At 63.0% G+C, this 20,735-nt stretch carries 19 protein-coding genes; 5 read left to right on the top strand and 14 right to left on the bottom strand.

What is annotated here, in order from left to right; all coding sequences use genetic code 11:
- Nucleotide 1: 1 nt before the first annotated feature.
- From NKI38_RS06730 to recA, 4 genes are all read right to left on the bottom strand, one after another.
- Nucleotides 2–481 carry a DUF2269 family protein gene (locus tag NKI38_RS06730; RefSeq protein ID WP_352655810.1) on the bottom strand — a complete coding sequence of 160 codons (480 nt, stop codon included), beginning with the start codon at nucleotides 479–481 and terminating at the stop codon, nucleotides 2–4.
- Nucleotides 478–1,791, bottom strand: a complete 1,314-nt coding sequence (locus tag NKI38_RS06725; RefSeq protein ID WP_352655809.1) for an SDR family oxidoreductase — start codon at nucleotides 1,789–1,791, stop codon at nucleotides 478–480. The genes NKI38_RS06730 and NKI38_RS06725 overlap by 4 nt, the downstream gene beginning before the upstream one ends.
- A gap of 9 nt (nucleotides 1,792–1,800) precedes the next feature.
- Nucleotides 1,801–4,467 carry an alanine--tRNA ligase gene (gene alaS, locus NKI38_RS06720; RefSeq protein ID WP_352655807.1) on the bottom strand — a complete coding sequence of 889 codons (2,667 nt, stop codon included), beginning with the start codon at nucleotides 4,465–4,467 and terminating at the stop codon, nucleotides 1,801–1,803.
- A 299-nt stretch (nucleotides 4,468–4,766) separates the two neighbouring features.
- The gene (recA, locus tag NKI38_RS06715; RefSeq protein WP_057145834.1) at nucleotides 4,767–5,864 is read right to left on the bottom strand and encodes a recombinase RecA; all 1,098 of its coding nucleotides are present in this window, start codon (nucleotides 5,862–5,864) and stop codon (nucleotides 4,767–4,769) included.
- Nucleotides 5,865–6,145: 281 nt separating this feature from the next.
- On the opposite strand from recA, the gene NKI38_RS06710 reads away from it, so the two are divergent.
- On the top strand, nucleotides 6,146–7,090 hold the full coding sequence (locus NKI38_RS06710; protein WP_352655805.1) for a carbohydrate kinase family protein: 945 nt from the start codon (nucleotides 6,146–6,148) through the stop codon (nucleotides 7,088–7,090).
- Nucleotides 7,091–7,165: 75 nt separating this feature from the next.
- Entirely contained in the window at nucleotides 7,166–8,083 is a 918-nt protein-coding gene (locus tag NKI38_RS06705; RefSeq protein ID WP_352655803.1) for a pseudouridine-5'-phosphate glycosidase, read from the top strand.
- A gap of 184 nt (nucleotides 8,084–8,267) precedes the next feature.
- On the opposite strand, the gene NKI38_RS06700 is transcribed toward NKI38_RS06705, so the two are convergent.
- Nucleotides 8,268–8,591 carry a TfoX/Sxy family protein gene (locus NKI38_RS06700; protein WP_352655801.1) on the bottom strand — a complete coding sequence of 108 codons (324 nt, stop codon included), beginning with the start codon at nucleotides 8,589–8,591 and terminating at the stop codon, nucleotides 8,268–8,270.
- Nucleotides 8,592–8,680: 89 nt separating this feature from the next.
- Here NKI38_RS06700 and NKI38_RS06695 point away from each other — a divergent pair, with 89 nt between their 5' ends.
- The gene (locus NKI38_RS06695; protein ID WP_352655800.1) at nucleotides 8,681–9,178 is read left to right on the top strand and encodes a GFA family protein; all 498 of its coding nucleotides are present in this window, start codon (nucleotides 8,681–8,683) and stop codon (nucleotides 9,176–9,178) included.
- A 134-nt stretch (nucleotides 9,179–9,312) separates the two neighbouring features.
- Here NKI38_RS06695 and sufA read toward each other — a convergent pair whose 3' ends face one another.
- The 7 genes from sufA to NKI38_RS06660 form a co-directional block, all read right to left on the bottom strand.
- Nucleotides 9,313–9,693, bottom strand: coding sequence for a Fe-S cluster assembly scaffold SufA (gene sufA / locus NKI38_RS06690; protein ID WP_352655798.1), 381 nt, complete (start codon nucleotides 9,691–9,693; stop codon nucleotides 9,313–9,315).
- Nucleotides 9,694–9,793: 100 nt separating this feature from the next.
- Nucleotides 9,794–10,186 carry an SUF system Fe-S cluster assembly protein gene (locus NKI38_RS06685; protein ID WP_352655796.1) on the bottom strand — a complete coding sequence of 131 codons (393 nt, stop codon included), beginning with the start codon at nucleotides 10,184–10,186 and terminating at the stop codon, nucleotides 9,794–9,796.
- 21 nt (nucleotides 10,187–10,207) lie between these two features.
- A complete protein-coding gene (locus NKI38_RS06680; protein ID WP_352655794.1) occupies nucleotides 10,208–11,452 on the bottom strand; it encodes a cysteine desulfurase in 1,245 nt (414 codons plus the stop codon).
- A 4-nt stretch (nucleotides 11,453–11,456) separates the two neighbouring features.
- Entirely contained in the window at nucleotides 11,457–12,725 is a 1,269-nt protein-coding gene (sufD, locus tag NKI38_RS06675; RefSeq protein ID WP_352655792.1) for a Fe-S cluster assembly protein SufD, read from the bottom strand.
- 19 nt (nucleotides 12,726–12,744) lie between these two features.
- Nucleotides 12,745–13,500, bottom strand: coding sequence for a Fe-S cluster assembly ATPase SufC (gene sufC / locus NKI38_RS06670; protein ID WP_056562278.1), 756 nt, complete (start codon nucleotides 13,498–13,500; stop codon nucleotides 12,745–12,747).
- Nucleotides 13,501–13,527: 27 nt separating this feature from the next.
- The gene (gene sufB, locus NKI38_RS06665) at nucleotides 13,528–15,045 is read right to left on the bottom strand and encodes a Fe-S cluster assembly protein SufB (RefSeq protein ID WP_352655790.1); all 1,518 of its coding nucleotides are present in this window, start codon (nucleotides 15,043–15,045) and stop codon (nucleotides 13,528–13,530) included.
- A 243-nt stretch (nucleotides 15,046–15,288) separates the two neighbouring features.
- Complete coding sequence (locus NKI38_RS06660; RefSeq protein WP_352655788.1) at nucleotides 15,289–16,452, bottom strand: cysteine desulfurase family protein; 1,164 nt, start codon at nucleotides 16,450–16,452, stop codon at nucleotides 15,289–15,291.
- A gap of 237 nt (nucleotides 16,453–16,689) precedes the next feature.
- On the opposite strand from NKI38_RS06660, the gene NKI38_RS06655 reads away from it, so the two are divergent.
- Together NKI38_RS06655 and NKI38_RS06650 are read left to right on the top strand one after the other, a co-directional pair.
- A complete protein-coding gene (locus tag NKI38_RS06655; RefSeq protein WP_013532163.1) occupies nucleotides 16,690–17,364 on the top strand; it encodes an alpha/beta hydrolase in 675 nt (224 codons plus the stop codon).
- A gap of 18 nt (nucleotides 17,365–17,382) precedes the next feature.
- Nucleotides 17,383–18,033: an FMN-binding negative transcriptional regulator gene (locus NKI38_RS06650; RefSeq protein ID WP_352655786.1), complete on the top strand. Its 651-nt coding sequence runs from the start codon at nucleotides 17,383–17,385 to the stop codon at nucleotides 18,031–18,033.
- 19 nt (nucleotides 18,034–18,052) lie between these two features.
- Here NKI38_RS06650 and NKI38_RS06645 read toward each other — a convergent pair whose 3' ends face one another.
- Nucleotides 18,053–18,880 carry a phosphatase PAP2 family protein gene (locus tag NKI38_RS06645; RefSeq protein ID WP_352655785.1) on the bottom strand — a complete coding sequence of 276 codons (828 nt, stop codon included), beginning with the start codon at nucleotides 18,878–18,880 and terminating at the stop codon, nucleotides 18,053–18,055.
- A 45-nt stretch (nucleotides 18,881–18,925) separates the two neighbouring features.
- Entirely contained in the window at nucleotides 18,926–20,569 is a 1,644-nt protein-coding gene (locus NKI38_RS06640; protein WP_352655783.1) for an ArnT family glycosyltransferase, read from the bottom strand.
- Nucleotides 20,570–20,735 lie beyond the last annotated feature (166 nt).

Here is a 20,735-nt window from a genome sequence, read left to right as displayed (position 1 = left end):
GCTAAAGCCCTATTGCGGGCCTTGTGACCATCAGCCAGAGAATGGCAAGCACGGCGGCGAAAGCCGGGAAGCCGCACGCAAACCAGATGCGAAACAGGCGCTTTTCCTCAGGAGGAAGCGGTGCGTTTGCGCTGGCGGCCTGCCGCGCCAGGTTGCGGATGCGGATCTGGATCCAGACCACCGGCAGCCAGAACAGGCCGGTCACGACATAAAGCAGCAAGGAGAGCACGATCCAGCCTTCGGAGAGCGGCCAGCCCGCGGCCTTCGCCAGCAGCACACCCGTGATCGGCTGCACGACAACGGCGGTCGCCGTGAAGATGGTGTCGGCGATGACCACCGTTCCGGCGACATGGGCGACGATATCGGCGCGGCCGGTGCGCTGCGCCATCAGCATGAAGAAGGCGATGCCGGCGCCGGTGCCGAACAGAACCGTGGCGCCGATGATATGCGCCCATCGCAGCATGTCAGCCCAGAGGCTCATCGCTCGTCCAAAATCGCCAGCGCCACCAGGGCAAGGCAAAGCGCCGGCACGGCCTTGACCATTGCTCCCAGAGGGTCGAGCCACAGATCGGGGGTGAACACGGTCGCCGCACCAAGATAAAACAAGGTGATGGCAATCATCCCCAGCAGTGCGAGCCGCGCGAAGGCCCGCACAAGAACAGCGGCTCCGACAGCGATGTCGGCGGCACTTCCGGCAAGAACCATTCCGAGGGCGAAGGCTGGCGACAGGCCATGCGCGACCAGAATGTCGGCCGCCGCATCATGCCTGATAAAGCCGACAATGCCAGAGACCAGCCAGAACAGCGACAGGACGCCGAACACGATCGGTTTCAGCAGCCAAAGTCGCGCAAACCATCGCTCCTGGACATGGGCCGGCATGGCGGCCAGCGTTGCTTCCAGCGGCTGTAATTTGTGATCCGAAATCTCGCTCCAGGATTTGGCGTTGCCGGTCACGCCACGCGCCAAAGCGGCAAGGGCTGCGCTGCGCAAAGGCGATCGCCAGCCAAGCAGGCCAAGACCATCGGCAACAACAGCCGCGATACGGCCGAAAAAGGCCGGCATCGGCACAATGCGGGCTGCCGGCAAGCCAAGCCATGCACGGAAGGCAGCCAGCACTTCGGCGAGCGAGCGCGCCTCGGCTTCGACGAGATCGACGGAGATGCGCGGCGGCAAGGATCCGGCGACCGCGCGCGACACCGCCTCGGCAACGTCGGAGACGGCCACTGTCTGGATCGGCTGGCGCGCCATGACGGCAGGAACAAAACCGGGAAAGGCCGCAAGCGCACGTAACAGTGCCGTCCCACCATAGGCGGCGGGCGCGATCACCAGGCCAGGGCGCAGGATCGTCCATTCCAACGAGGACGCCGCGACTGCCTCGTCGCCTTGCGCCTTGGTGCGGAAGAAAGCATCTGCCGCGGCGGGATCGGCGCCGATGGCGGAGATCTGGACGAAGCGGCTGATACCGGCCTGTTCGCAGGCAGCGACCACCGCCGTCACCGCGGCACGATGGATGGCGTCGAGGCGATCGCGCGGGCCGTCCTGCAGCGCGCCCGCCGCATTGACCACCGCATCCATGCCGGCGACCACCGGCAGCCAGTCTTCAGCGGCAAGCAGTTGCGCAATGTCGGCCGCAATCCAGCGCACGGCCGGCCAGCGCCGCTCGGCATCCCTGACATCGCGGCCGAGGCCGGTTACCTGATGCCCATCGCGCTGCAGGCGGCCGACGATGGTTTCGCCGATCAATCCGTAGCCGCCAAGGACGAGCACTTTCTTGCCGTGGCTTTCGGGCATGGGCGGCTTTCAGGCGGCTTCGAGCGCAGCCCTTACCGCAGCGATCGCATCATTGGCCCTGGACGCATCCGGACCGCCGGCCTGGGCCATGTCCGGCCGTCCGCCGCCGCCCTGCCCGCCCAGTGCGGCGGAGGCCACGCGCACCAGATCGACAGCGCTGAAACGGCCGACGAGATCGTCGGTGACGGCGACCACGACGCTCGCCTTGTTGTCCTCACCGGCGCCGACGAAGACGACGACGCCCGAACCCAGCGAGGTCTTGCCGGCGTCAGCCAGCGGCTTCAAATCCTTCGGCGAAACACCGGAAACCGCCTTGCCGAGGAAGCCGACACCCGCGACGGTCTCGTTCTCCGACGGCGCACCAGCGGTCGCGCCGCCGCCCAACGCCAGCTTCTTGCGCGCTTCGGTCAGCTCCTTTTCGAGCTTCTTGCGCTCGTCGAGCAGCGCCTCGACACGTGCCGGCACGTCGGCCGGCGAAATCTTCAGCGTCGCGGCAACCGATTTCAGACGCCGATCCTGCTCGTCGAGATGCTTGCGTGCCGCCTCGCCGGTCAGCGCCTCGATGCGGCGCACGCCGGCAGCGACCGCGCTGTCCGACACGACACGCACCAGGCCGATATCGCCGGTCGCCCTGACATGCGTGCCGCCGCATAGCTCGACCGAATAGGGCCGGTTGGCCTTGGCGCCATGCACGCCGGTGCCCATCGAGACGACGCGCACCTCATCGCCATACTTCTCGCCAAACAGCGCCATGGCGCCTTCGGCGATGGCATCGTCGACCGACATCAGGCGCGTGTTCACCGGGCCGTTCTGCACCACGATCTCGTTGGCCATGCGCTCGACCTCTTCGAGATCCTCCGGTGAAATCGGCTTGTTGTGCGAGATGTCGAAGCGAAGACGCTCCGGCGCCACCAGCGAGCCCTTCTGCGCGACATGGCTACCCAGCACCTCACGCAGCGCCTCATGGATCAGATGCGTCGCGGAATGGTTCGCACGCAGCCTGGAGCGCCTGTTATGGTCGACCTTAAGCTCGACCGCCGCGCCGGCCTTGACCGTGCCGCTGGCCACCTTGCCGATATGGACGAACAGCCCGTCGGCCTTTTTCTGGGTGTCGGAGACCTCGATCGAGAAGCCCTCGCCCGAAATGATGCCGGTGTCGCCCATCTGGCCGCCAGACTCGGCATAGAACGGCGTCTGGTTGACGACGATCGCCACCGCATCGCCCTTGCCGGCGCTGTCGATGGTCTTGCCGTCCCGGACCAGCGCCTGGATGATGCCTTCGGCCTGTTCGGTCTCGTAGCCGAGGAACTCGGTGGCGCCCGCCTTCTCGCGCACCGAAAACCAGACGGTTTCGGTGGCCGCATCGCCGGAGCCAGCCCAATGCTTGCGCGCCTCGGCCTTCTGCTGCTCCATGGCATTGGTGAAGCCGGCAAGATCGACCGAGATGCTGCGCTGGCGCAGCGCGTCCTGCGTCAGATCGAGCGGGAAGCCGTAGGTGTCGTAGAGCTTGAAGGCCGTCTCGCCGTCCAGCATGTCGCCGGCATGCAGTGTTTCCGTCGCTTCCGAGAGCAGGCCGAGGCCGCGCACCAGTGTCTTGCGAAACCTGGTCTCCTCGAGCTTCAGGGTCTCGGTGATCAACTGCTCGCCGCGCACCAGTTCCGGATAGGCCTGGCCCATCTCGCGCACCAGCGCCGGAACCAGACGCCACATCAGGGGATCGCGGGCACCGAGCAGCTGCGCATGACGCATGGCGCGGCGCATGATGCGGCGCAGGACATAGCCGCGGCCTTCGTTTGACGGCAGCACGCCGTCTGCCACCAGGAAGGATGACGAGCGCAGATGATCGGCGATGACGCGGAAGGACGCGACCGTCTCCTTGTCGGGCCCGTGCCCGATAGCGGACGACGCCGCCTCGATCAGATGCCGGAACAGATCGGTCTCGAAGACGCTTTCCACCCCTTGCAGGACGGACGCCATGCGCTCCAGGCCCATGCCGGTGTCGATCGACGGGCGCGGCAGGTCGATGCGCTCCTCCTTCGTCACCTGTTCATATTGCATGAACACCAGGTTCCAGAATTCGAGGAAACGATCGCCGTCCTCCTCGGGGCTGCCGGGAGGGCCGCCCCAGATGTGCTCGCCGCGGTCGATGAAAATCTCCGAGCACGGCCCGCAGGGTCCGGTGTCGCCCATCGCCCAGAAATTGTCCGAGGTGGCGATGCGAATGATGCGATCATCGGAAAACCCGGCGATCTTCTTCCAGAAGCCGGCTGCCTCGTCGTCCGTGTGGTAGACGGTGACCAGCAGCTTGTCCTTGTTCAGCCCGAATTCCTTGGTGATCAGGTTCCAGGCAAGCTCGATGGCGCGCTCCTTGAAGTAGTCGCCAAAGGAGAAATTGCCGAGCATCTCGAAGAAAGTCAGATGGCGCGCGGTGTAGCCGACATTGTCGAGATCGTTGTGCTTGCCGCCGGCGCGAACGCTCTTCTGGGCGGTCGAGGCGCGCGAATAGGGCCGCTTCTCCAACCCGGTGAAGACGTTCTTGAACTGCACCATGCCGGCGTTGGTGAACATCAGCGTCGGATCGTTGCGCGGCACAAGCGGGCTCGACGCGACGATCTCGTGACCCTCCTTGCGGAAGTAGTCGAGAAATGTCGACCGGATTTCGTTCACGCCACTCATGAATGCTGCCTTTTCGAGAGAGCCGCCGGGCCGGCCGACGGAAAATGGGCTCTGCGTCCTAGAAGATAAGACTTGGCCTTTTAGCGATCGCGCCGCACCCTGTCCAGAAACACGGAATTGGTCCAATGCGCAGCCTTTGCGGGCAGTTCGAACCCGCCTGGCTTCGCAGCCGAAACGCAAAACCGCCGGCGCTGGGCCGGCGGTTTCAAAACGCAATAAACGCGGAACTCGATTACATAAGCCCGAGATAATAGAACGCGATTATGGCCGAACTCCGGCCAACATCGCGGACGAAGCTGTTACATCGCGCCGGATTCTTCCTCGAAACCGTCGTCGCCACCTTCGGAGCCGCCATTCTCAAGGAACTTCTCGGCAATCAGCCCGGCATTCTGCCTGAGCGCCAATTCGATCTCGCGCGCGGTGTCGGGGTTGTCGCGCAGGAACAGCTTTGCATTCTCGCGGCCCTGGCCGAGACGTTGCGAATTGTAGGAGAACCAAGCGCCCGACTTCTCGACCACGCCGGCCTTGACGCCGAGATCGACCAGTTCGCCGGTCTTGGACACGCCCTCACCATACATGATGTCGAACTCGACCACCTTGAAGGGCGGCGCCAGCTTGTTCTTGACCACCTTGACGCGGGTCTGGTTGCCGACGACCTCATCGCGGTCCTTGACCGAGCCGATGCGGCGGATGTCGAGGCGCACCGAAGCGTAGAATTTCAGCGCGTTGCCACCGGTCGTGGTTTCAGGCGAACCGAACATGACGCCGATCTTCATGCGGATCTGGTTGATGAAGATGACCATGGTGTTGGAACGCGAGATCGAGGCGGTCAGCTTGCGCAGCGCCTGGCTCATCAGGCGGGCCTGCAGGCCGGGCAGCGAATCGCCCATCTCGCCTTCGATTTCGGCGCGTGGCGTCAGCGCCGCGACCGAATCGACCACCAGCACGTCGATGGCCCCGGAGCGCACCAGCGTGTCGCAGATTTCCAGCGCCTGCTCACCGGTGTCGGGCTGCGAGATCAGAAGGTTTTCGAGATCGACGCCAAGCTTGCGGGCATAGACGGGATCGAGCGCATGCTCGGCATCGACGAAGGCGCAGATGCCGCCCTTCTTCTGGGCTTCGGCCACCGTGTGCAGGGCAAGCGTCGTCTTGCCCGAGCTTTCCGGCCCATAGATCTCGACGATGCGGCCGCGCGGCAGGCCACCGACGCCAAGCGCGATGTCGAGGCCAAGCGAGCCGGTCGGCACCGTTTCGATCTCGACGACCTGCTCGTTCGCGCCGAGCCGCATGATCGAGCCCTTGCCGAAAGCCCGCTCGATTTGCGACAGCGCCGCATCCAGAGCCTTTGATTTGTCCACCGCTTTGTCCTCTACCAGCCGCAAAGAATTCTGAGCCATGATACATCACCCCTTGGTCGTCAATGAAGGCCGGACAATCCGTAATCCCTGCCTATTTGTACCTTTTTTGTTCTCGTTTGGCAAGAGGGGTCAAATATCTGAAAAACAACGAATATCCGGATTTGTTCTTTTTTCGTACCAGGACCTCGTGCAGGACCGCATCCCGCATTGGGCCAGCCGGCTCGAGTGTTTCGATCTGCCGAATCGCTGCCTTGCATGCGAAGTTCCGTCACGCAGTCTAGCGCTTGTGCGGCTGGAATAACAAAGGTCATATCGCCGGCATGTTGAAATCCGCGAAAATACTGGCCGTAGGTGGCGCCCATATCGACCGGCGTGGCCAGGTGTCGGGCGCTTACGTGCCCGCCGCATCCAATCCGGGCACGATGCGCGAGGATGTCGGCGGCGGCGTCTTCAACGCTCTGCGCAGCGCCGTGCGGCGCGGCGTCTCCGCGTCGCTGCTCTCGGTGCGCGGCGGCGATGCCGCTGCCGATACCGTTTCACGAGCCATCGCCGCGGCAGGCATTGCCGACCTGTCCGCGGTGTTCCTCGATCGCACCACGCCGAGCTATACGGCGCTGATCGACAGCGAGGGCGAATTGATCGTCGGCTTTGCCGACATGGCGCTCTATGAGCTGGCGTTTCCCAAGCAGATCAGGCGCTCCAGGGTCCGCGAGGTAATCGCGGTCGCCGATGCCATCTTCTGCGATGCCAATCTGCCGACGGCGGCACTGGAGCGGCTGGTTTCGCTTGCCGCCGGCAAACCCGTCTTCGCCATTGCCATTTCGCCGGCCAAGATCGTGCGTTTGAAGCCGGTGCTCGGCAATCTGGCCGTCGTCTTCATGAACCGGCGCGAAGCGATCGCGCTGGCAGACCTGGACGCGGCGGCTTCCCCGCAAGACATCGTCGCCGGGCTGAAACGCGCGGGGCTCAAGAGCGGTGTGGTGACGGCGGGCGGCAGTGCCATGCTGGGCTACGATGACGCCGGCGCCTTCTCGATCCTGCCGCCGCTGCCAAGAAAGGTGGCTGACGTCACCGGCGCCGGCGATGCGCTGGCCGGCGCAACGGTCGCTGCCTTGCTGCGCGGCCTGCCGCTGCGGGTGGCCCTGCGCGAAGGCATTGCCGCGGCAACGCTGGCCATCGAAAGCGCCGACGCCGTTCCCAATTTCACCGCGGCGACCTTCGCGGAAGCGTTGGCTCTTGTGCCGGATGCGCAGGAAGTGGCATGAGACCGGCAAATTCACAGTGCCGGAGTTTTTTCGCGCACCCCAGTGGATGCGCTTCACTCCGGATTGGAGATCCAGATGACCCCAGAAACCGCCCGCCCCTTCATCGACATCCACGCGCCGGTGGCGCAAGCACTGGCCGCAGGCCTGCCGGTCGTGGCGCTGGAAAGCACCATCATCACCCATGGCATGCCCTACCCCGACAATGGCGCCATGGCGGCGGATGTCGAAAAGATCATCACCGACGGCGGCGCCGTGCCGGCGACGATCGCCGTGGTCGGCGGCCGCATCAAGATCGGGCTTTCGGACGGCGAGCGCGAATCGCTGGCGATGACCGGCGACGCCATGAAGCTGTCGCGCGCCGACCTCGGTTTTGCCGTGGCGCAAGGGCGCACCGGCGGCACCACGGTCGCCGCCACCATGATCGCGGCGCATATGGTCGGCATAAAGGTGTTTGCCACCGGCGGCATCGGCGGCGTGCACAAGGGTGCGGAAAAGAGCTTTGATATTTCCGCCGACCTCGACGAACTGGCACGCACGCCGGTCATCGTCGTGTCGGCCGGCGCCAAGGCCATCCTCGACATCGAAAAGACGCTGGAAGTGCTGGAAACGCGCGGCGTGCCGGTGATCGGCCATGGCTGCGAGACGATGCCGGCCTTCTGGTCGCGGCATTCGCCGTTCCGCGCGCCGCTGACCTTGCACAAACCGGAAGAGATCGCGCATTTCTACCAGACTCGGGCTTCGCTGGGCCTCGCCGGAGGCATGCTGATCGCCAATCCGGTGCCCGAGAACCACGAAATCCCGGCCGAAGAGATGGCAGGTTACATCGAAGCCGCGCAGAAGGCAGCGGAAGCGCTCAACGTGACAGGCAAGGCGGTGACGCCGTTCCTGCTGTCGAAAATCCTCGAACTGACCGGCGGCCGGAGCCTGAAGACCAACATCGCGCTGGTGGAGAACAACGCGAGGCTTGCGGCTGAGATAGCGAAGGCGCTGTAGGTTCGCGCGGCGAAGGTCCCCCTCACCCGGATTGCCAAAACCGAATTGCAAGAACAATTCGGGCAATCCGACCTCTCCCCGAGGGGAGAGGAGCTTGCGAGTGCTAACCTGGATCTCTTCTCCCCTCGGGGAGAAGGTGGCCGCGAAGCGGCCGGATGAGGGGGCGGCCTCGCATTGCGGGAATCTACTTCCCCGCCCTTCGTCCCGCCTCATAGGCGCGCCTTGCCCAGACCGTCATCTCGTCGGGATCATCGAAAGCACTGTCGGGAATGCTCCAGTACGGCATGGAGACCTGCTTGCCGTGGCGGGAGCCGGTATAAGTCCATTGCGTGCAGCCGGCGGCCTCGAAGTCGGGCGCGCTTTGGTCGTCTGCCTTCAGCAGCAATTCGCCGCGCAGCACGATGGCGACGATGACGCCGTCGAAATAGATGCCCTTGCCGCCGAACAGTTTTCGGATGCTGACCGGGCCTAGGCCCTCGAACAGTTCGGCGATGCGTTCATTGTCCATGCCGCGATCATGTCACCGGCATTTGACCTTGTCATCGCCGCAACCAAAATCATGCTGACAGGTTGAGAGCCATCCGTTGGAGTTTTGCCATGCCGCTTTTGCTCAAAGGGTCCTGCCGCTGTAATGCCGTGCGTTTCGAGGTGGAGAGCCACACGCCGGCGCCATTCATGCTGTGCTATTGTTCGATCTGCCGCAAGCAGCAGGGCGGCGGCGGTTTTGCCATCAATCTCGGCGCCGACAGCGAGACCTTGAACATCAGGGGCAAAAGGAGCCTCGGTGTCTACCGCGCCAGCATCCAGGACGATGAGCATCCGAATTGCGAGATATCGTCGGGCGAACGCAATTTTTGTCGCAAATGCGGGTCGGCGCTCTGGCTCTACGATCCGACCTGGCCGGAACTGGTGCATCCCTTCGCTTCGGCGATCGACAGCGACCTGCCCATTCCGCCGAGCCGGGTGCATCTGATGCTGAAATACAAGGCGAACTGGGTCGAGCCGGTGGTTGGCAAGCACGACAAGGTCTTCGACGTCTATCCCGAGGAATCGATCGCCGACTGGCACAAACGGACGGGCATGTGGGTGGAGTAGTTTTCTTCGCCCCGTTTACGGGGAGAAGATGCCGGCAGGCAGATGAGGGGCGGCGCTAACTTTGGAGAGGCTGGCGCTGCCCCTCATCCGTCACTTCGTGACACCTTCTCCCCGTAAACGGGGCGAAGGAAGAATCAGGCGGAAGCGCGTGCGTCTGCCAGCGCCTTCAGGTCGGCCGGCTTCAACTCGACGGATTCGCCGCAACCGCAGGCCGAACTCTGGTTTGGGTTGCGGAAGGTGAAGCCGGTGCGCAGCGTCGTCTGCTCGAAATCCATCTCGGTGCCGAACAGGAAAAGCGCGGCCTCGGGCGCCACATAGACATGGGCGCCGTCGCGCTCGATATGGTCGTCCTTGGTGTTCGGCTCGGTCACCAGATCGACCGTGTATTCCATGCCGGCGCAGCCGCCCTTCTTGATGCCGAGGCGGATGCCATGCGCATTGTCACGGGTGGCAACGATCTCGCGCACCCGGTCGGCGGCCTTTTCGGTCATCGTGATGACGGCAAAGCGTCCCATTCTTTTTCCTTCCATTCCATGCAGGTTCAAGGCCTGCCGAATGATTCCTCACCTAAAATGGTGAAGTTTTATGACTGGCGCAAGTATGCCAGGCTCGACGCTAGTACCAACCCACCGCAACCTGCGCTTCTTCCGACATGCGGTCGGGCGACCAGGGCGGATCGAAGGTCATGTTGACTTCGACGCCGGACACGCCCTCGACGGCGCCGACGGCGTTTTCCACCCAGCCGGGCATTTCGCCGGCCACCGGGCAGCCCGGTGCGGTCAGCGTCATGTCGATCTTGACCGCGCGATTGTCCTCGATGTCGATCTTGTAGATCAGGCCGAGTTCATAGATATCGGCTGGGATTTCCGGGTCGTAGACGGTCTTCAGCGCCGAGACGATGTCGTCGGTCAGCCGCGCCAGTTCGTCGGCGGGAATCGCCGAGGCGGAAACCAGCGGATTGATGGCTGCTTCCGGTGCGGTCTCGGTGGTGTGGCTCACATCATCCATGGTCGTCACCCAAAAAAATCATCATCCGAAGAATTTGCGCGCTTTTTCAAGCGCCTCGGCCAAAGCGTCGACTTCGGCCCTGGTGTTATACATGCCGAACGATGCCCTGCATGTGGAGGTTACGCCGAAGCGTTTCAACAGCGGCTGGGCGCAATGGGTGCCCGCGCGGACTGCAACGCCTTGCCGATCAATGACCATAGACACATCGTGCGCGTGAATACCCTGCAATTCGAACGAGATGATGGCGCCCTTATCCGGTGCGTCGCCGAAGATGCGCAGCGAGTTGATGGCGCGCAGCCGCTCATGCGCATAGTTCTTGAGGTCGGCCTCATGGGCCGCAATGCGCTCGCGGCCGATCTTTTCCATATAGTCGAGCGCGGCGCCCAGTCCGATCGCCTGCACGATTGGCGGCGTGCCGGCCTCAAAGCGGTGCGGCGGCTCGTTGTAGGTGACGATGTCTTCCGTCACCTCCTCGATCATCTCGCCACCGCCCATGAAGGGGCGCATGCCCGCGAGAATGTCCTTCTTGCCGTAGAGCACACCGATGCCCGAAGGGCCGTAGACCTTGTGGCCGGTGAAGACGAAGAAGTCGCAGTCGAGATCCTGCACGTCGATCGGCATGTGCACGGCGCTCTGGCTGCCGTCCACGAGGACGGGAATTCCACGCGAATGCGCGATCCGCACTATCTCCTTTATCGGCGTCACGGTGCCCAACGCATTCGACATATGCGTGATGGCAACGAGCTTTGTCTTGCTGGTCAGCCGCTTCTCGAATTCCTCGATGTGGAAGACACCGAGATCGTCAACCGGCACCCAGACCAGCTTGGCGCCCTGCCGCTCGCGAATGAAATGCCAGGGCACGATGTTGGAGTGGTGCTCCATGATCGACAGCACGATCTCGTCGCCCTCGCCGATGTTGGGCATGCCAAAGCCATAGGCGACCGTGTTGATGGCCGAGGTCGTGTTCGACGTGAAGACGATGTTGTCGGTGCTTGGCGCGTTGAGGAAACGGCGCACCGTTTCCCGCGCCTTTTCATACGCGTCGGTCGCCGCATTGGAGAGGAAATGCAGGCCGCGATGGACGTTGGCGTATTCCTGGGAATAGGCGTGCTGGATCGTATCCAGCACCACCTGCGGCTTCTGTGCCGAGGCGCCATTGTCGAGATAGATCAGCGGCTTGCCATAGACTTCCCGCGACAGGATCGGGAAATCGCGGCGGATCGCTTCGACGTCGTAGAAATCTCCGATCTTGCCCGGCGCGTTCATCACTTCACCCGTGTGCCACAAACCAGCCGTCGAGCCGCGCTTCCAGCGCCTCGACGATCGTCTCGTCGTCCAGTTCCTCGATCACCTCGGCGACGAATGCCTTGACCAGCAACCCCCGCGCGGTCTTCTCGTCGACGCCGCGTGCCATCAGGTAGAACAAATGGTCGTGGTCGATCTCGGTGACGGTCGCGCCATGGCCGCAGATGACGTCGTCGGCGAAGATTTCAAGCTCGGGCTTGGTCGAGAACTCACCGTCGTCCGACAGCAGCAGCGTGTTGCAAGCCATCTTGGCGTTGGTCTTCTGCGCGTACTGGTGGACGTTGATGCGGCCCTGGAAGACGCCGCGCGCCTTGCCCGTCACCACGTTGCGGATCACTTCCGTCGAGGTCGTATGCGGTACGGCATGATCGAGCACCATGGTCACGTCGGTGTGGGTGTCTCCGGCAAGCAGGTTGATGCCGCGCAGCTTGAAATCGGCGCCTTCACCAATAGTCCTGACCACGATCTCCTGGCGCACGAGCTTACCGCCGGCGTTCATGACGAACAGGGTCAGTTTGGCATTCTTGCCGAGATGAGCCTTGAATTGCGCCAGATGCGTTGCGGTTTCCGGCTGCTCCTGGACGATCAGCCATGTCACCTCGGCGCCCTCGCCCAGCACCAGCTGGCTGACCGAGCTGACCAGCGCAGCGCCGTCACCCGCCTGACGCTCGACGATGACCGCCTTGGCGCCAGCGCCGACACGCACCGGCAGGCGCACATGGGTCTGGCCACCAGCCTGCAAATTCTGCAGTTCGATCGGCTTTTCCAGTTCAGTGCCATCGGCGATGTCGACAAAATATCCGTCGGCGACGAACGCCGTATTCAGCGCCCCGATAGCGTCGTCGCTGCCGTAGGGATCGAGCCCTGGCGCGATGCTGCCATCAAGCAGCTTCTCCGACAGAGGCTGGAAGGCGACGCCTTCGACCGCCGGCACCTTCGCGTCGGACTTGCCGTTCAGGATCGACACCACGGCAGAACCGTCGACGATCGGTGCAATGGCCTTGGCCATGGCGCCCGGGTCGAAGTCGGGCACCGCACTCAACAGCCGGCGCAGGTCGGTGTAATGCCAGGATTCGACACGCCGCGTCGGCAGGCCGTGCTTGATCGCCTCGATAGCGTCGTCGCGCTTCAGCATCACCGCGCCGTCGCCCGGCAGCAGCGACAGCCGGTCGCCGAACGCGTCGATCAACGCTGTTTCGGCCTGCGTCCGCTGCGGTTGTGTGTGCATATTCATCAATCTGCCCTCTGGCATCTCACGCGGCTTCGCCGATCACGCCGGCATAGCCATTGGCCTCAAGATCAAGCGCCAGCGACTTGTCGCCCGACTTGATGACCTGGCCCTTGTAGAGCACGTGCACGCTGTCCGGCACGATGTGTTCGAGCAGGCGCTGGTAATGGGTGATGACCAGAAACGCCCGGTCCGGTGCGCGCAAAGCATTGACGCCGTCGGACACGATCTTCAGCGCGTCGATGTCGAGGCCGGAATCGGTCTCGTCGAGCACGCAGAGCTTCGGCTCCAGCAGCTTCATCTGCAGGATCTCGGCGCGCTTCTTCTCGCCGCCGGAGAAGCCGACATTGAGCGGCCGCTTCAGCATTGCCATGTCCATGCTGAGCGAGGCGGCGGCTTCCTTCACCCGCTTCAGGAATTCAGGAATCTTCAACGGCTCTTCGCCGCGCGCCTTGCGCTGCTCGTTCATCGCAACTTTCAGGAATTCCATGGTGGCCACGCCCGGTATCTCCATTGGATACTGGAAAGCGAGGAAAATGCCCGACGTGGCGCGCTCGGCGGGATCCATTTCGAGGATCGACTGGCCGTTGTAGAGGATATCGCCTTCGGTCACCTCATAGTCCTCGCGGCCGGCCAGGATGTAGGACAGCGTCGATTTTCCCGAGCCGTTCGGTCCCATGATCGCGGCGACCTCGCCGGCTTTCACCGTCAGGTTCAAGCCGCGGATGATCTCGGTGCCGTCATCGACGATGCGGGCGTGCAGGTTTCTGATTTCAAGCATTCTTTTGTTTCCTGAATATTTATCCGGTCAGCCGACCGAGCCCTCAAGGGAGATGCCGATCAGCTTTTGCGCTTCGACCGCGAATTCCATCGGCAACTGCTGGATGACATCCTTGACGAAGCCGTTGACGATCAGGGCGATCGCTTCCTCCTCGGGAATGCCGCGTTGCATGACGTAGAATTTCTGGTCCTCGGAAATCTTCGAGGTCGTGGCTTCATGCTCGAACTGCGCCGTCGAGTTCTTGGCTTCCATGTAGGGCACGGTGTGCGCGCCGCATTGGTCGCCGATCAGCAGGGAATCGCAGTTGGTGAAGTTGCGGGCGTTGGTCGCCTTGCGGTGCGCTGAGACCTGGCCGCGATAGGTGTTCTGCGAGAAGCCGGCGGCGATGCCCTTGGAGATGATGCGGCTCGACGTATTCTTGCCGAGATGGATCATCTTGGTGCCGCTATCGACCTGCTGATAGCCGTTCGACACGGCGATCGAATAGAATTCGCCGCTGGAATCGTCGCCGCGCAGGATGCAGCTCGGGTATTTCCAGGTGATCGCCGAGCCGGTCTCGACCTGCGTCCACGAGATCTTCGAGCGATGGCCACGGCAGTCGCCGCGCTTGGTGACGAAATTGTAGATGCCGCCCTTGCCCTCGGCGTCGCCGGGATACCAGTTCTGCACCGTCGAATATTTGATCTCGGCATCGTCGAGCGCCACCAGTTCGACGACGGCAGCGTGAAGCTGGTTCTCGTCGCGCTGCGGCGCCGTGCAGCCTTCGAGATAGGAGACGTAGGCCCCCTCCTCGGCGATGATCAGCGTGCGCTCGAACTGGCCGGTGTTCTTCTCGTTCATGCGGAAATAGGTCGACAGCTCCATCGGACAACGCACGCCCTTGGGCACGAAGACGAAGGAGCCGTCAGTAAACACGGCGGAGTTCAGCGTGGCGTAGTAGTTGTCGGAGGTTGGCACGACCGAACCGAGATATTTCTTCACCAGCTCGGGATGCTCGCGGATGGCTTCCGAGATGGAGCAGAAGATGACGCCGGCCTGCGCCAGCTCTTTCTTGAAGGTGGTGACGACCGATACGGAATCGAACACGGCATCGACGGCGACGCGGCCCGATTTGTAGACATTGTCGCTGACTTCCTCGAACTCGGAAGCGTCGGTCTTCTGCACGCCGGCGAGGATTTCCTGTTCCCTCAACGGAATGCCGAGCTTCTCGTAGACCTTCAGCAGTTCGGGATCGACATCGCTGAGCGACGTCGGGCCGGGCGTGCTCTTCGGCGCCGCGTAGTAGTAGATGTCCTGGAAATCGATCTTCGGGTAGTGGACGCGCGCCCAGGTCGGCTCGTCCAGCGTCAGCCAGCGGCGATAGGCTTCCAGACGCCATTCCAGCATCCAGGACGGCTCGTCCTTCTTGGCCGAAATGAAGCGGATGATGTCTTCGCTGAGGCCCTTGGGGGCCTTGTCCATCGCTATTTCGGTCTGGAATCCGTATTTGTATTGGTCGACGTCGATCTTTCGGACCCGATCGATCGTGTCCTGCACAGCAGGCATATGCGTTCTCCATCCACGCCGGGGTCAAGGCCCGACAGTTTTCAAACTATGGCACCGCCAAATGAACGCCAGGAAGCGCTCGCGGCAGCGTAAGTTCCATATAGTGCGTCGCGACCGGAAATTCACCCGGCCAACATGAAAACGCACGGCTCTACCAGGCCGAATGGCCCAAGTACATTTTCCTGAAGCATCGGATTTTCCCGAAAACCGCTACGCACTTTTCGGTCCGATGCTCCCAACCGCTTACGCGGCCTGTTCTCTATCCGCCCTACGTGCGGCAATCCCCGCAAGCGCGGCGCGGAACAATTCAATGTCCTGCGCGCCGGTCGCTGAACCGATCGACACGCGCAAGGCGCCAAGACTGTCACCGTAGCCCATGGCTTTCAGCACATGGCTCGGTCCGACCTTGCCCGACGAACAGGCGGAGCCGGCCGATAGCGCCACACCCGCCAGATCGAAGGCGATCTGCGCGGTTTCGGCTTTGACGCCCGCAATAGCGAAGAATGTCGTGTTGGCAAGCCTTGGCGCACCAGTTCCAAAGATTTCCACGTTCGGCACCAGCGTTTTCACGATGGCCTCGATCTCATCGTGGCGCTGTCGCACCGCATCCATGGCTTGCAATCCGACAAGCGCCTCGCGTGCAGCCGCGCCAAAACCGGCAATGGCGGCGAGGTTTTCGGTGCCGCCGCGATGGCCCTTTTCCTGGCCACCGCCATTGATCAGCGGCTTAGGCATCATCAGGTCGGAAGCGGCGACGATGGCGCCGACGCCTTTGGGGCCGCCGATCTTGTGCGAGGACAGAATCAGATAATCGGCGTACCCCGCTGACATGTCGATTGAAACGCGCCCCGCAGCCTGGACGGCGTCGACGACGAGGATGCCGCCCGCTTCCTTGACGATCCCGACGATGCGATCGATCGGCTGAATGACGCCGGTCTCGTTGTTGGCGGCGTGGATGGCGACCAGCGGCAAGCCGTCGGCCTTGTCATGCTCGCCAAGCGCTGCCGCCAATGCGCCCAGATCGGCGATGCCATTGGCGTCGACGCCGATCCGCGTCACCTGTGCCGCCGGGAAGCGCCCGCCGTTCAACAGGCAAGGATGGTCGGCCTCGGACACGTAAAGCCGGCTCATACGCACAGCACCGCGCCCCATCTGCCAGTCGGGTGAAAGCAGCGTCGATGCGGCTTCCGTCGCACCGGAGGTGAACACGACATGTTCGGGCTTGGCGTTGACCAGCGCCGCCACGTCACGCCTTGCGTTCTCGATCAGGCGCCGTGCAGCGCGCCCCTCGGTGTGAACCGATGACGGGTTGGCAGAGACATCGAGGGCCGCAACCATAGCCTCGCGCGCCTCTGCAAGCAGCGGCGCACTGGCATTATAGTCGAGATAGGCGCGTATTGCGGCCATTTTCGTCCAGTTGGTCCCGTTAGAAGCCATTCCGCCGACGTATCGCGTTATTTCCTTGAAATTCCAAGGCGAGCCGTCCTATTTACGCGGCTTGCGGCGCGGGTGGCCCGGCTCGATGTCTTGCCACTCAGTTTTGAACAATTCTAAACTAGCTTCTAAGAAGACGCTCGCCCTGCGTCAAGGCCAGAGGAAGACACGTTCCGGGCGCCGCGCATTCGTACGCAAGTGGAGTATTTTATGCCTGAGGTCATTTTCACCGGTCCTGCCGGCCGCCTGGAGGGTCGCTACCAGCCTTCCAAGGAAAAGAGCGCGCCGATTGCCATCGTCCTACACCCGCACCCCCAGTTCGGCGGCACGATGAACAACAAGATCGTCTACGACCTCTTCTACATGTTCCAGAAGCGGGATTTCACCACGCTTCGCTTCAACTTCCGCGGCATCGGCCGCAGCCAGGGCGAGTTCGACCACGGCACCGGCGAGTTGTCGGATGCCGCCGCGGCGCTGGATTGGGTGCAGTCGCTGCATCCGGATTCCAAGAGCTGCTGGGTCGCCGGTTACTCCTTCGGCTCCTGGATCGGCATGCAGCTTCTGATGCGCCGGCCGGAGATCGAAGGCTTCATTTCGATCGCGCCGCAGCCCAACACCTATGATTTCTCGTTCCTGGCGCCCTGCCCGTCATCGGGCCTGATCATCCATGGCGATGCCGACAAGGTCGCGCCACCAAAGGATGTGCAAGGCCTGGTCGACAAGTTGCACACGCAAAAAGGCATCACCATCACGCAGAAGACCTTGCCCGGCGCCAACCATTTCTTCTCCAATGACGCCGACCTGTTGCTCGAGGAATGCGCTGATTATCTCGACCGCCGGCTGGCCGGTGAATTGTCGGATCCGCGGCCGAAGCGGCTGAGATAAGCAAAGGACGAAGCGGCGATGTACGAGCCTCCTCATTTCAGGGAAACGCGGCCGGAGATCCTGCACGGGTTGATCCGGGCGCATCCGCTGGGCCTGTTGATTTCCAACGGGCCCGAAGGGCCGGTCGCCAACGCCATCCCGTTCCTGTTCGACGCCGACGTTGAGCCGAACGGCAGGTTGCGCGCGCATCTGGCGCGGGCCAACCCGCAATGGCGCCTGTTGGCCGACAATCCGGCTTCACCGGTGCTGATCGTCTTCCAGGGCAGCGATGCCTATGTGACGCCGTCCTGGTACGAGACCAAGCGCGAGACCGGCAAGGTGGTGCCGACCTGGAACTATGCCATCGTGCAGGTTCGCGGCATCGTCAAGGTTATCGATGACCAGGACTGGCTGGCGCAGCAGATCGCCGATCTGACGGCGTCGCAGGAAGGCGCTCGCCAAGCGCCCTGGGCAGTGACCGACGCGCCGGAGCCGTTCATCCAGTCGCAGATCAAGGGCATTATCGGGCTGGAAATCGAGATCAGCGAAATCCACGGCAAGTGGAAGGTCAGCCAGAACCGGCCTGTGGCCGATCGCGTCGGCGTTGCGCAGGGGCTCGAAAGCGAAGAGCGCTCGTCGCCCGACATGGCCGGCTTGGTGAGATCCTACGGCGGTCTTGACGGCAACTAAGCTTCGGCCAACCGAACGCTCAGTCCTTCCGTCTCGGCGCAATCAGCCGAAACGTTGCTTTGCGGACCGGCAATCCCGACGGCATCGGCCGGAAGATGAAGCCGAGCCGGGCAAAGGCCAGCCCACAGGCAAGCGCGAAGGCGCAGCCGAGGCCAAAGCCGGCGACGGTGTCGCTGGGATAGTGCGCGCCGACGAAGATCCGTGTCGAGGCGATGCAGGCCGTGATCGCCAGGGCGATGTACCAGCGCCTTGGAAACAACAGCAGGGCGACCCCGAACACCGCACCCATTGTCGTTGCATGGCCGGATGGGAAGCCGGCGAAGCGCGCATCGAAGGCAAAGGGATGCAAGGCCAGCACGCCGAACTGATCGAAATAGAGCGGACGGGCCCGGCCGATTGCATATTTCAGCACATTGACGGCGAGGCCGGACAGGCCGACGGCGCCCAGCACCAGAAAAGCCAGGCAGGTCCAATTGTAGGCGAGCATCAGCGAGCGCCTTGAGAGGCTTCGCCAGTCCGTCAGGTTCGAGACGACGAGCAGAAGCGCCGACGGAATGAGATACCAGCCACCCAGGCCGAACTGCGTAAAAAAATCGGCCAGATGGACGAATCCTGGCGACCATTGGTCGCGAAGCATTCCGGCAGGAGTGTCGAGGCGGACAAACGCCGTCGCCGTCAGCAAAACCCAAACCAGCACCCAGACCGACCACAAAATGTTCGGGTATCGGGCCGGACGGGTAGCAAAGCGCCTTTTGGCGATCTGCATCGTATCGCGAAAATTGTCGAGGGACCGGCGCCCTAGCCCAACGAGCAGGCCGGAAACGGAAGGGCGCGATTTCACCAGCATTGGAAATTCGACCCCATTGTTGCCGTCATGGGCATCGACGAGCGATCATTGGGCCACACGATAGAGGCCGAGCGACAGTTTGTCTCCCGACGAATAGTTGAGCCCGTCGATCCGGGCAACGCGGTTCGCCGACTTGCCTTGTGCCGCCAGCAGCCCATTCAATTTCTGCTCGTCGCCGATCTGTGCCAGCGCCAGCGCGCAGACCGGGTCGCCAAGCAGATGTCTGGCGACGCCATCGACATCGGTCAGAACCGTTTTCGTGCCGACAAGGAACACCAGGCTCGGCTCGTGATATTCCGCCGCGGCGAGCACCGTGGTGTCGCAAGGTCGGTTGGCGCGGACCGCCGCCTCGACGGCCGGGCTCAGCCAGATCGGCTTCAGCGAAGGCGCGATGACGCCGAACAGCAAGCCATAGGTGATGCCCGCGCAGACCGCGATGGCGCCGATGCGGGAGAGCGGCACTTGCAGCTGTCGCGAAAAAGCAAAATATCCTGCCGCCAGCGCCGCCGCGGCCGCCGGGATGCTCCACCAGGAGAAGGCGCCGGTGAGGTAGAGCGGCGCTCCGACACAGACCGCCGCCAGGCCGAGGCTGACCACGGCAAGACCGAATGCTGTCGACCACCACAACCAATTCTGCCAGCGTCTGAGTGGCGCATTCGCCTCCTGCGGCGACAATGTCAGCAGCCAGCCGATCAGCAGCGCCATGCCGGGATAGGCCGGCAGGACATAGTGCGGCAGCTTGGTCGGGATCAGCTCGAACACCAGCCAGAACGGAATGTACCAGGCGAGGCAGAAGCGCAGCCGGGGATCGTCGCGCAAGCGGTTGAGGGCCTGGAGCCCGGCGCCGACCGCGATCAGGCCGAAGGGCCACATGAACAGCGAATAGGTCAGCATGTAGAAACCGGGCGGCAGGCCATGCGACTCCTCGCCCTGGGCAACCTTGGCCACCATGTCCTTGCCGACAGCCTCCTGCAAAAAGGCGCCGCCGCTCTTCCAGGTGATGAGGGCGACCCAGGGCAGGACGATAAGAAGCACCAGAGCGACACCGCGCACGAGCTTCAGCTTCAAGAGCCAGCGCCAGTCGCGCTCGAAGGCGAACAGCGCGGCAACCGTGAGCACCGACAACAGCGGGGCGACAGGCCCCTTGATAAGAATTCCCAGCCCTTGAGCCGCCCAGAAAATCCATGGCAGGTGGGCGGCTACCGGTTCCTTGCGGCGCGCTGCCAAGTAGATCTGGGCGAGCGCGCCTTGAGCCGCGACGCAGCAAGCCAGCAGCATCGCATCGGTCTTGGCGTCGCGGCCCTCGAAGGCGGTGGCGAAGATCGCCGCCATCATCAGGCCGGCGGCGAGACCCGCATTGGCCCCGAAGAGCTTCGTGCCCGTCCAGGCGATGCCGACGACGGCCAGGGCAATGCCAAGCATGGAGACGAGGCGGTAGACCCAGATCGGCGCCGCCGCGCCCTCGCCGCTCAGCGCCACGGCCGCCGATTGCAGCCAGTAGATGCCGATCGGCTTCTTGTAACGCGAGGCATCCTGAAAACGGATGTCGACATAGTCGGAGGTTTCGACCATCTGCTTGGTGGCCTGGACAAAACGGGATTCGTCGCGGTCGAGGGGTGGAAGGCTCGCCAGTCCGCTGAAAGTCATCAGCACGCTGAACAGAAAGAGAAAGATATAGTTCCTGTTCATCGCGGAGCTTTCCGGATCTGATCTGCGGGATGGCCCCGTCGCGGCGCTTCAGGCCCTGCCCCTGCGCGGCGCCTCAATACGCCAGCCAAAACGGCGAGGCAAGGATTCGCAGGGCGGTAAATCGGAAACTACTTTTGCTGATCGCGAGTTCTTTGTTGAAGCGCGA

Origin of the sequence: Mesorhizobium sp. M0621 (assembly GCF_040320745.1) — a bacterium.
GTDB lineage: Bacteria > Pseudomonadota > Alphaproteobacteria > Rhizobiales > Rhizobiaceae > Mesorhizobium.
Note: the sequence above shows the minus strand (reverse complement) of the source record. Positions and strands in the feature narration are given on the sequence as shown.

Excerpts from the sequence above, each read along its gene's own strand:
- NKI38_RS06730 (WP_352655810.1), bottom strand. The coding sequence starts at position 481 with ATGAGCCTCTGGGCTGACATGCTGCGATGGGCGCATATCATCGGCGCC.
- NKI38_RS06725 (WP_352655809.1), bottom strand. The coding sequence starts at position 1,791 with ATGCCCGAAAGCCACGGCAAGAAAGTGCTCGTCCTTGGCGGCTACGGA.
- alaS (WP_352655807.1), bottom strand. The coding sequence starts at position 4,467 with ATGAGTGGCGTGAACGAAATCCGGTCGACATTTCTCGACTACTTCCGC.
- recA (WP_057145834.1), bottom strand. The coding sequence starts at position 5,864 with ATGGCTCAGAATTCTTTGCGGCTGGTAGAGGACAAAGCGGTGGACAAA.
- NKI38_RS06710 (WP_352655805.1), top strand. The coding sequence starts at position 6,146 with ATGTTGAAATCCGCGAAAATACTGGCCGTAGGTGGCGCCCATATCGAC.
- NKI38_RS06705 (WP_352655803.1), top strand. The coding sequence starts at position 7,166 with ATGACCCCAGAAACCGCCCGCCCCTTCATCGACATCCACGCGCCGGTG.
- NKI38_RS06700 (WP_352655801.1), bottom strand. The coding sequence starts at position 8,591 with ATGGACAATGAACGCATCGCCGAACTGTTCGAGGGCCTAGGCCCGGTC.
- NKI38_RS06695 (WP_352655800.1), top strand. The coding sequence starts at position 8,681 with ATGCCGCTTTTGCTCAAAGGGTCCTGCCGCTGTAATGCCGTGCGTTTC.
- sufA (WP_352655798.1), bottom strand. The coding sequence starts at position 9,693 with ATGGGACGCTTTGCCGTCATCACGATGACCGAAAAGGCCGCCGACCGG.
- NKI38_RS06685 (WP_352655796.1), bottom strand. The coding sequence starts at position 10,186 with ATGGATGATGTGAGCCACACCACCGAGACCGCACCGGAAGCAGCCATC.
- NKI38_RS06680 (WP_352655794.1), bottom strand. The coding sequence starts at position 11,452 with ATGAACGCGCCGGGCAAGATCGGAGATTTCTACGACGTCGAAGCGATC.
- sufD (WP_352655792.1), bottom strand. The coding sequence starts at position 12,725 with ATGAATATGCACACACAACCGCAGCGGACGCAGGCCGAAACAGCGTTG.
- sufC (WP_056562278.1), bottom strand. The coding sequence starts at position 13,500 with ATGCTTGAAATCAGAAACCTGCACGCCCGCATCGTCGATGACGGCACC.
- sufB (WP_352655790.1), bottom strand. The coding sequence starts at position 15,045 with ATGCCTGCTGTGCAGGACACGATCGATCGGGTCCGAAAGATCGACGTC.
- NKI38_RS06660 (WP_352655788.1), bottom strand. The coding sequence starts at position 16,452 with ATGGCCGCAATACGCGCCTATCTCGACTATAATGCCAGTGCGCCGCTG.
- NKI38_RS06655 (WP_013532163.1), top strand. The coding sequence starts at position 16,690 with ATGCCTGAGGTCATTTTCACCGGTCCTGCCGGCCGCCTGGAGGGTCGC.
- NKI38_RS06650 (WP_352655786.1), top strand. The coding sequence starts at position 17,383 with ATGTACGAGCCTCCTCATTTCAGGGAAACGCGGCCGGAGATCCTGCAC.
- NKI38_RS06645 (WP_352655785.1), bottom strand. The coding sequence starts at position 18,880 with ATGCTGGTGAAATCGCGCCCTTCCGTTTCCGGCCTGCTCGTTGGGCTA.
- NKI38_RS06640 (WP_352655783.1), bottom strand. The coding sequence starts at position 20,569 with ATGAACAGGAACTATATCTTTCTCTTTCTGTTCAGCGTGCTGATGACT.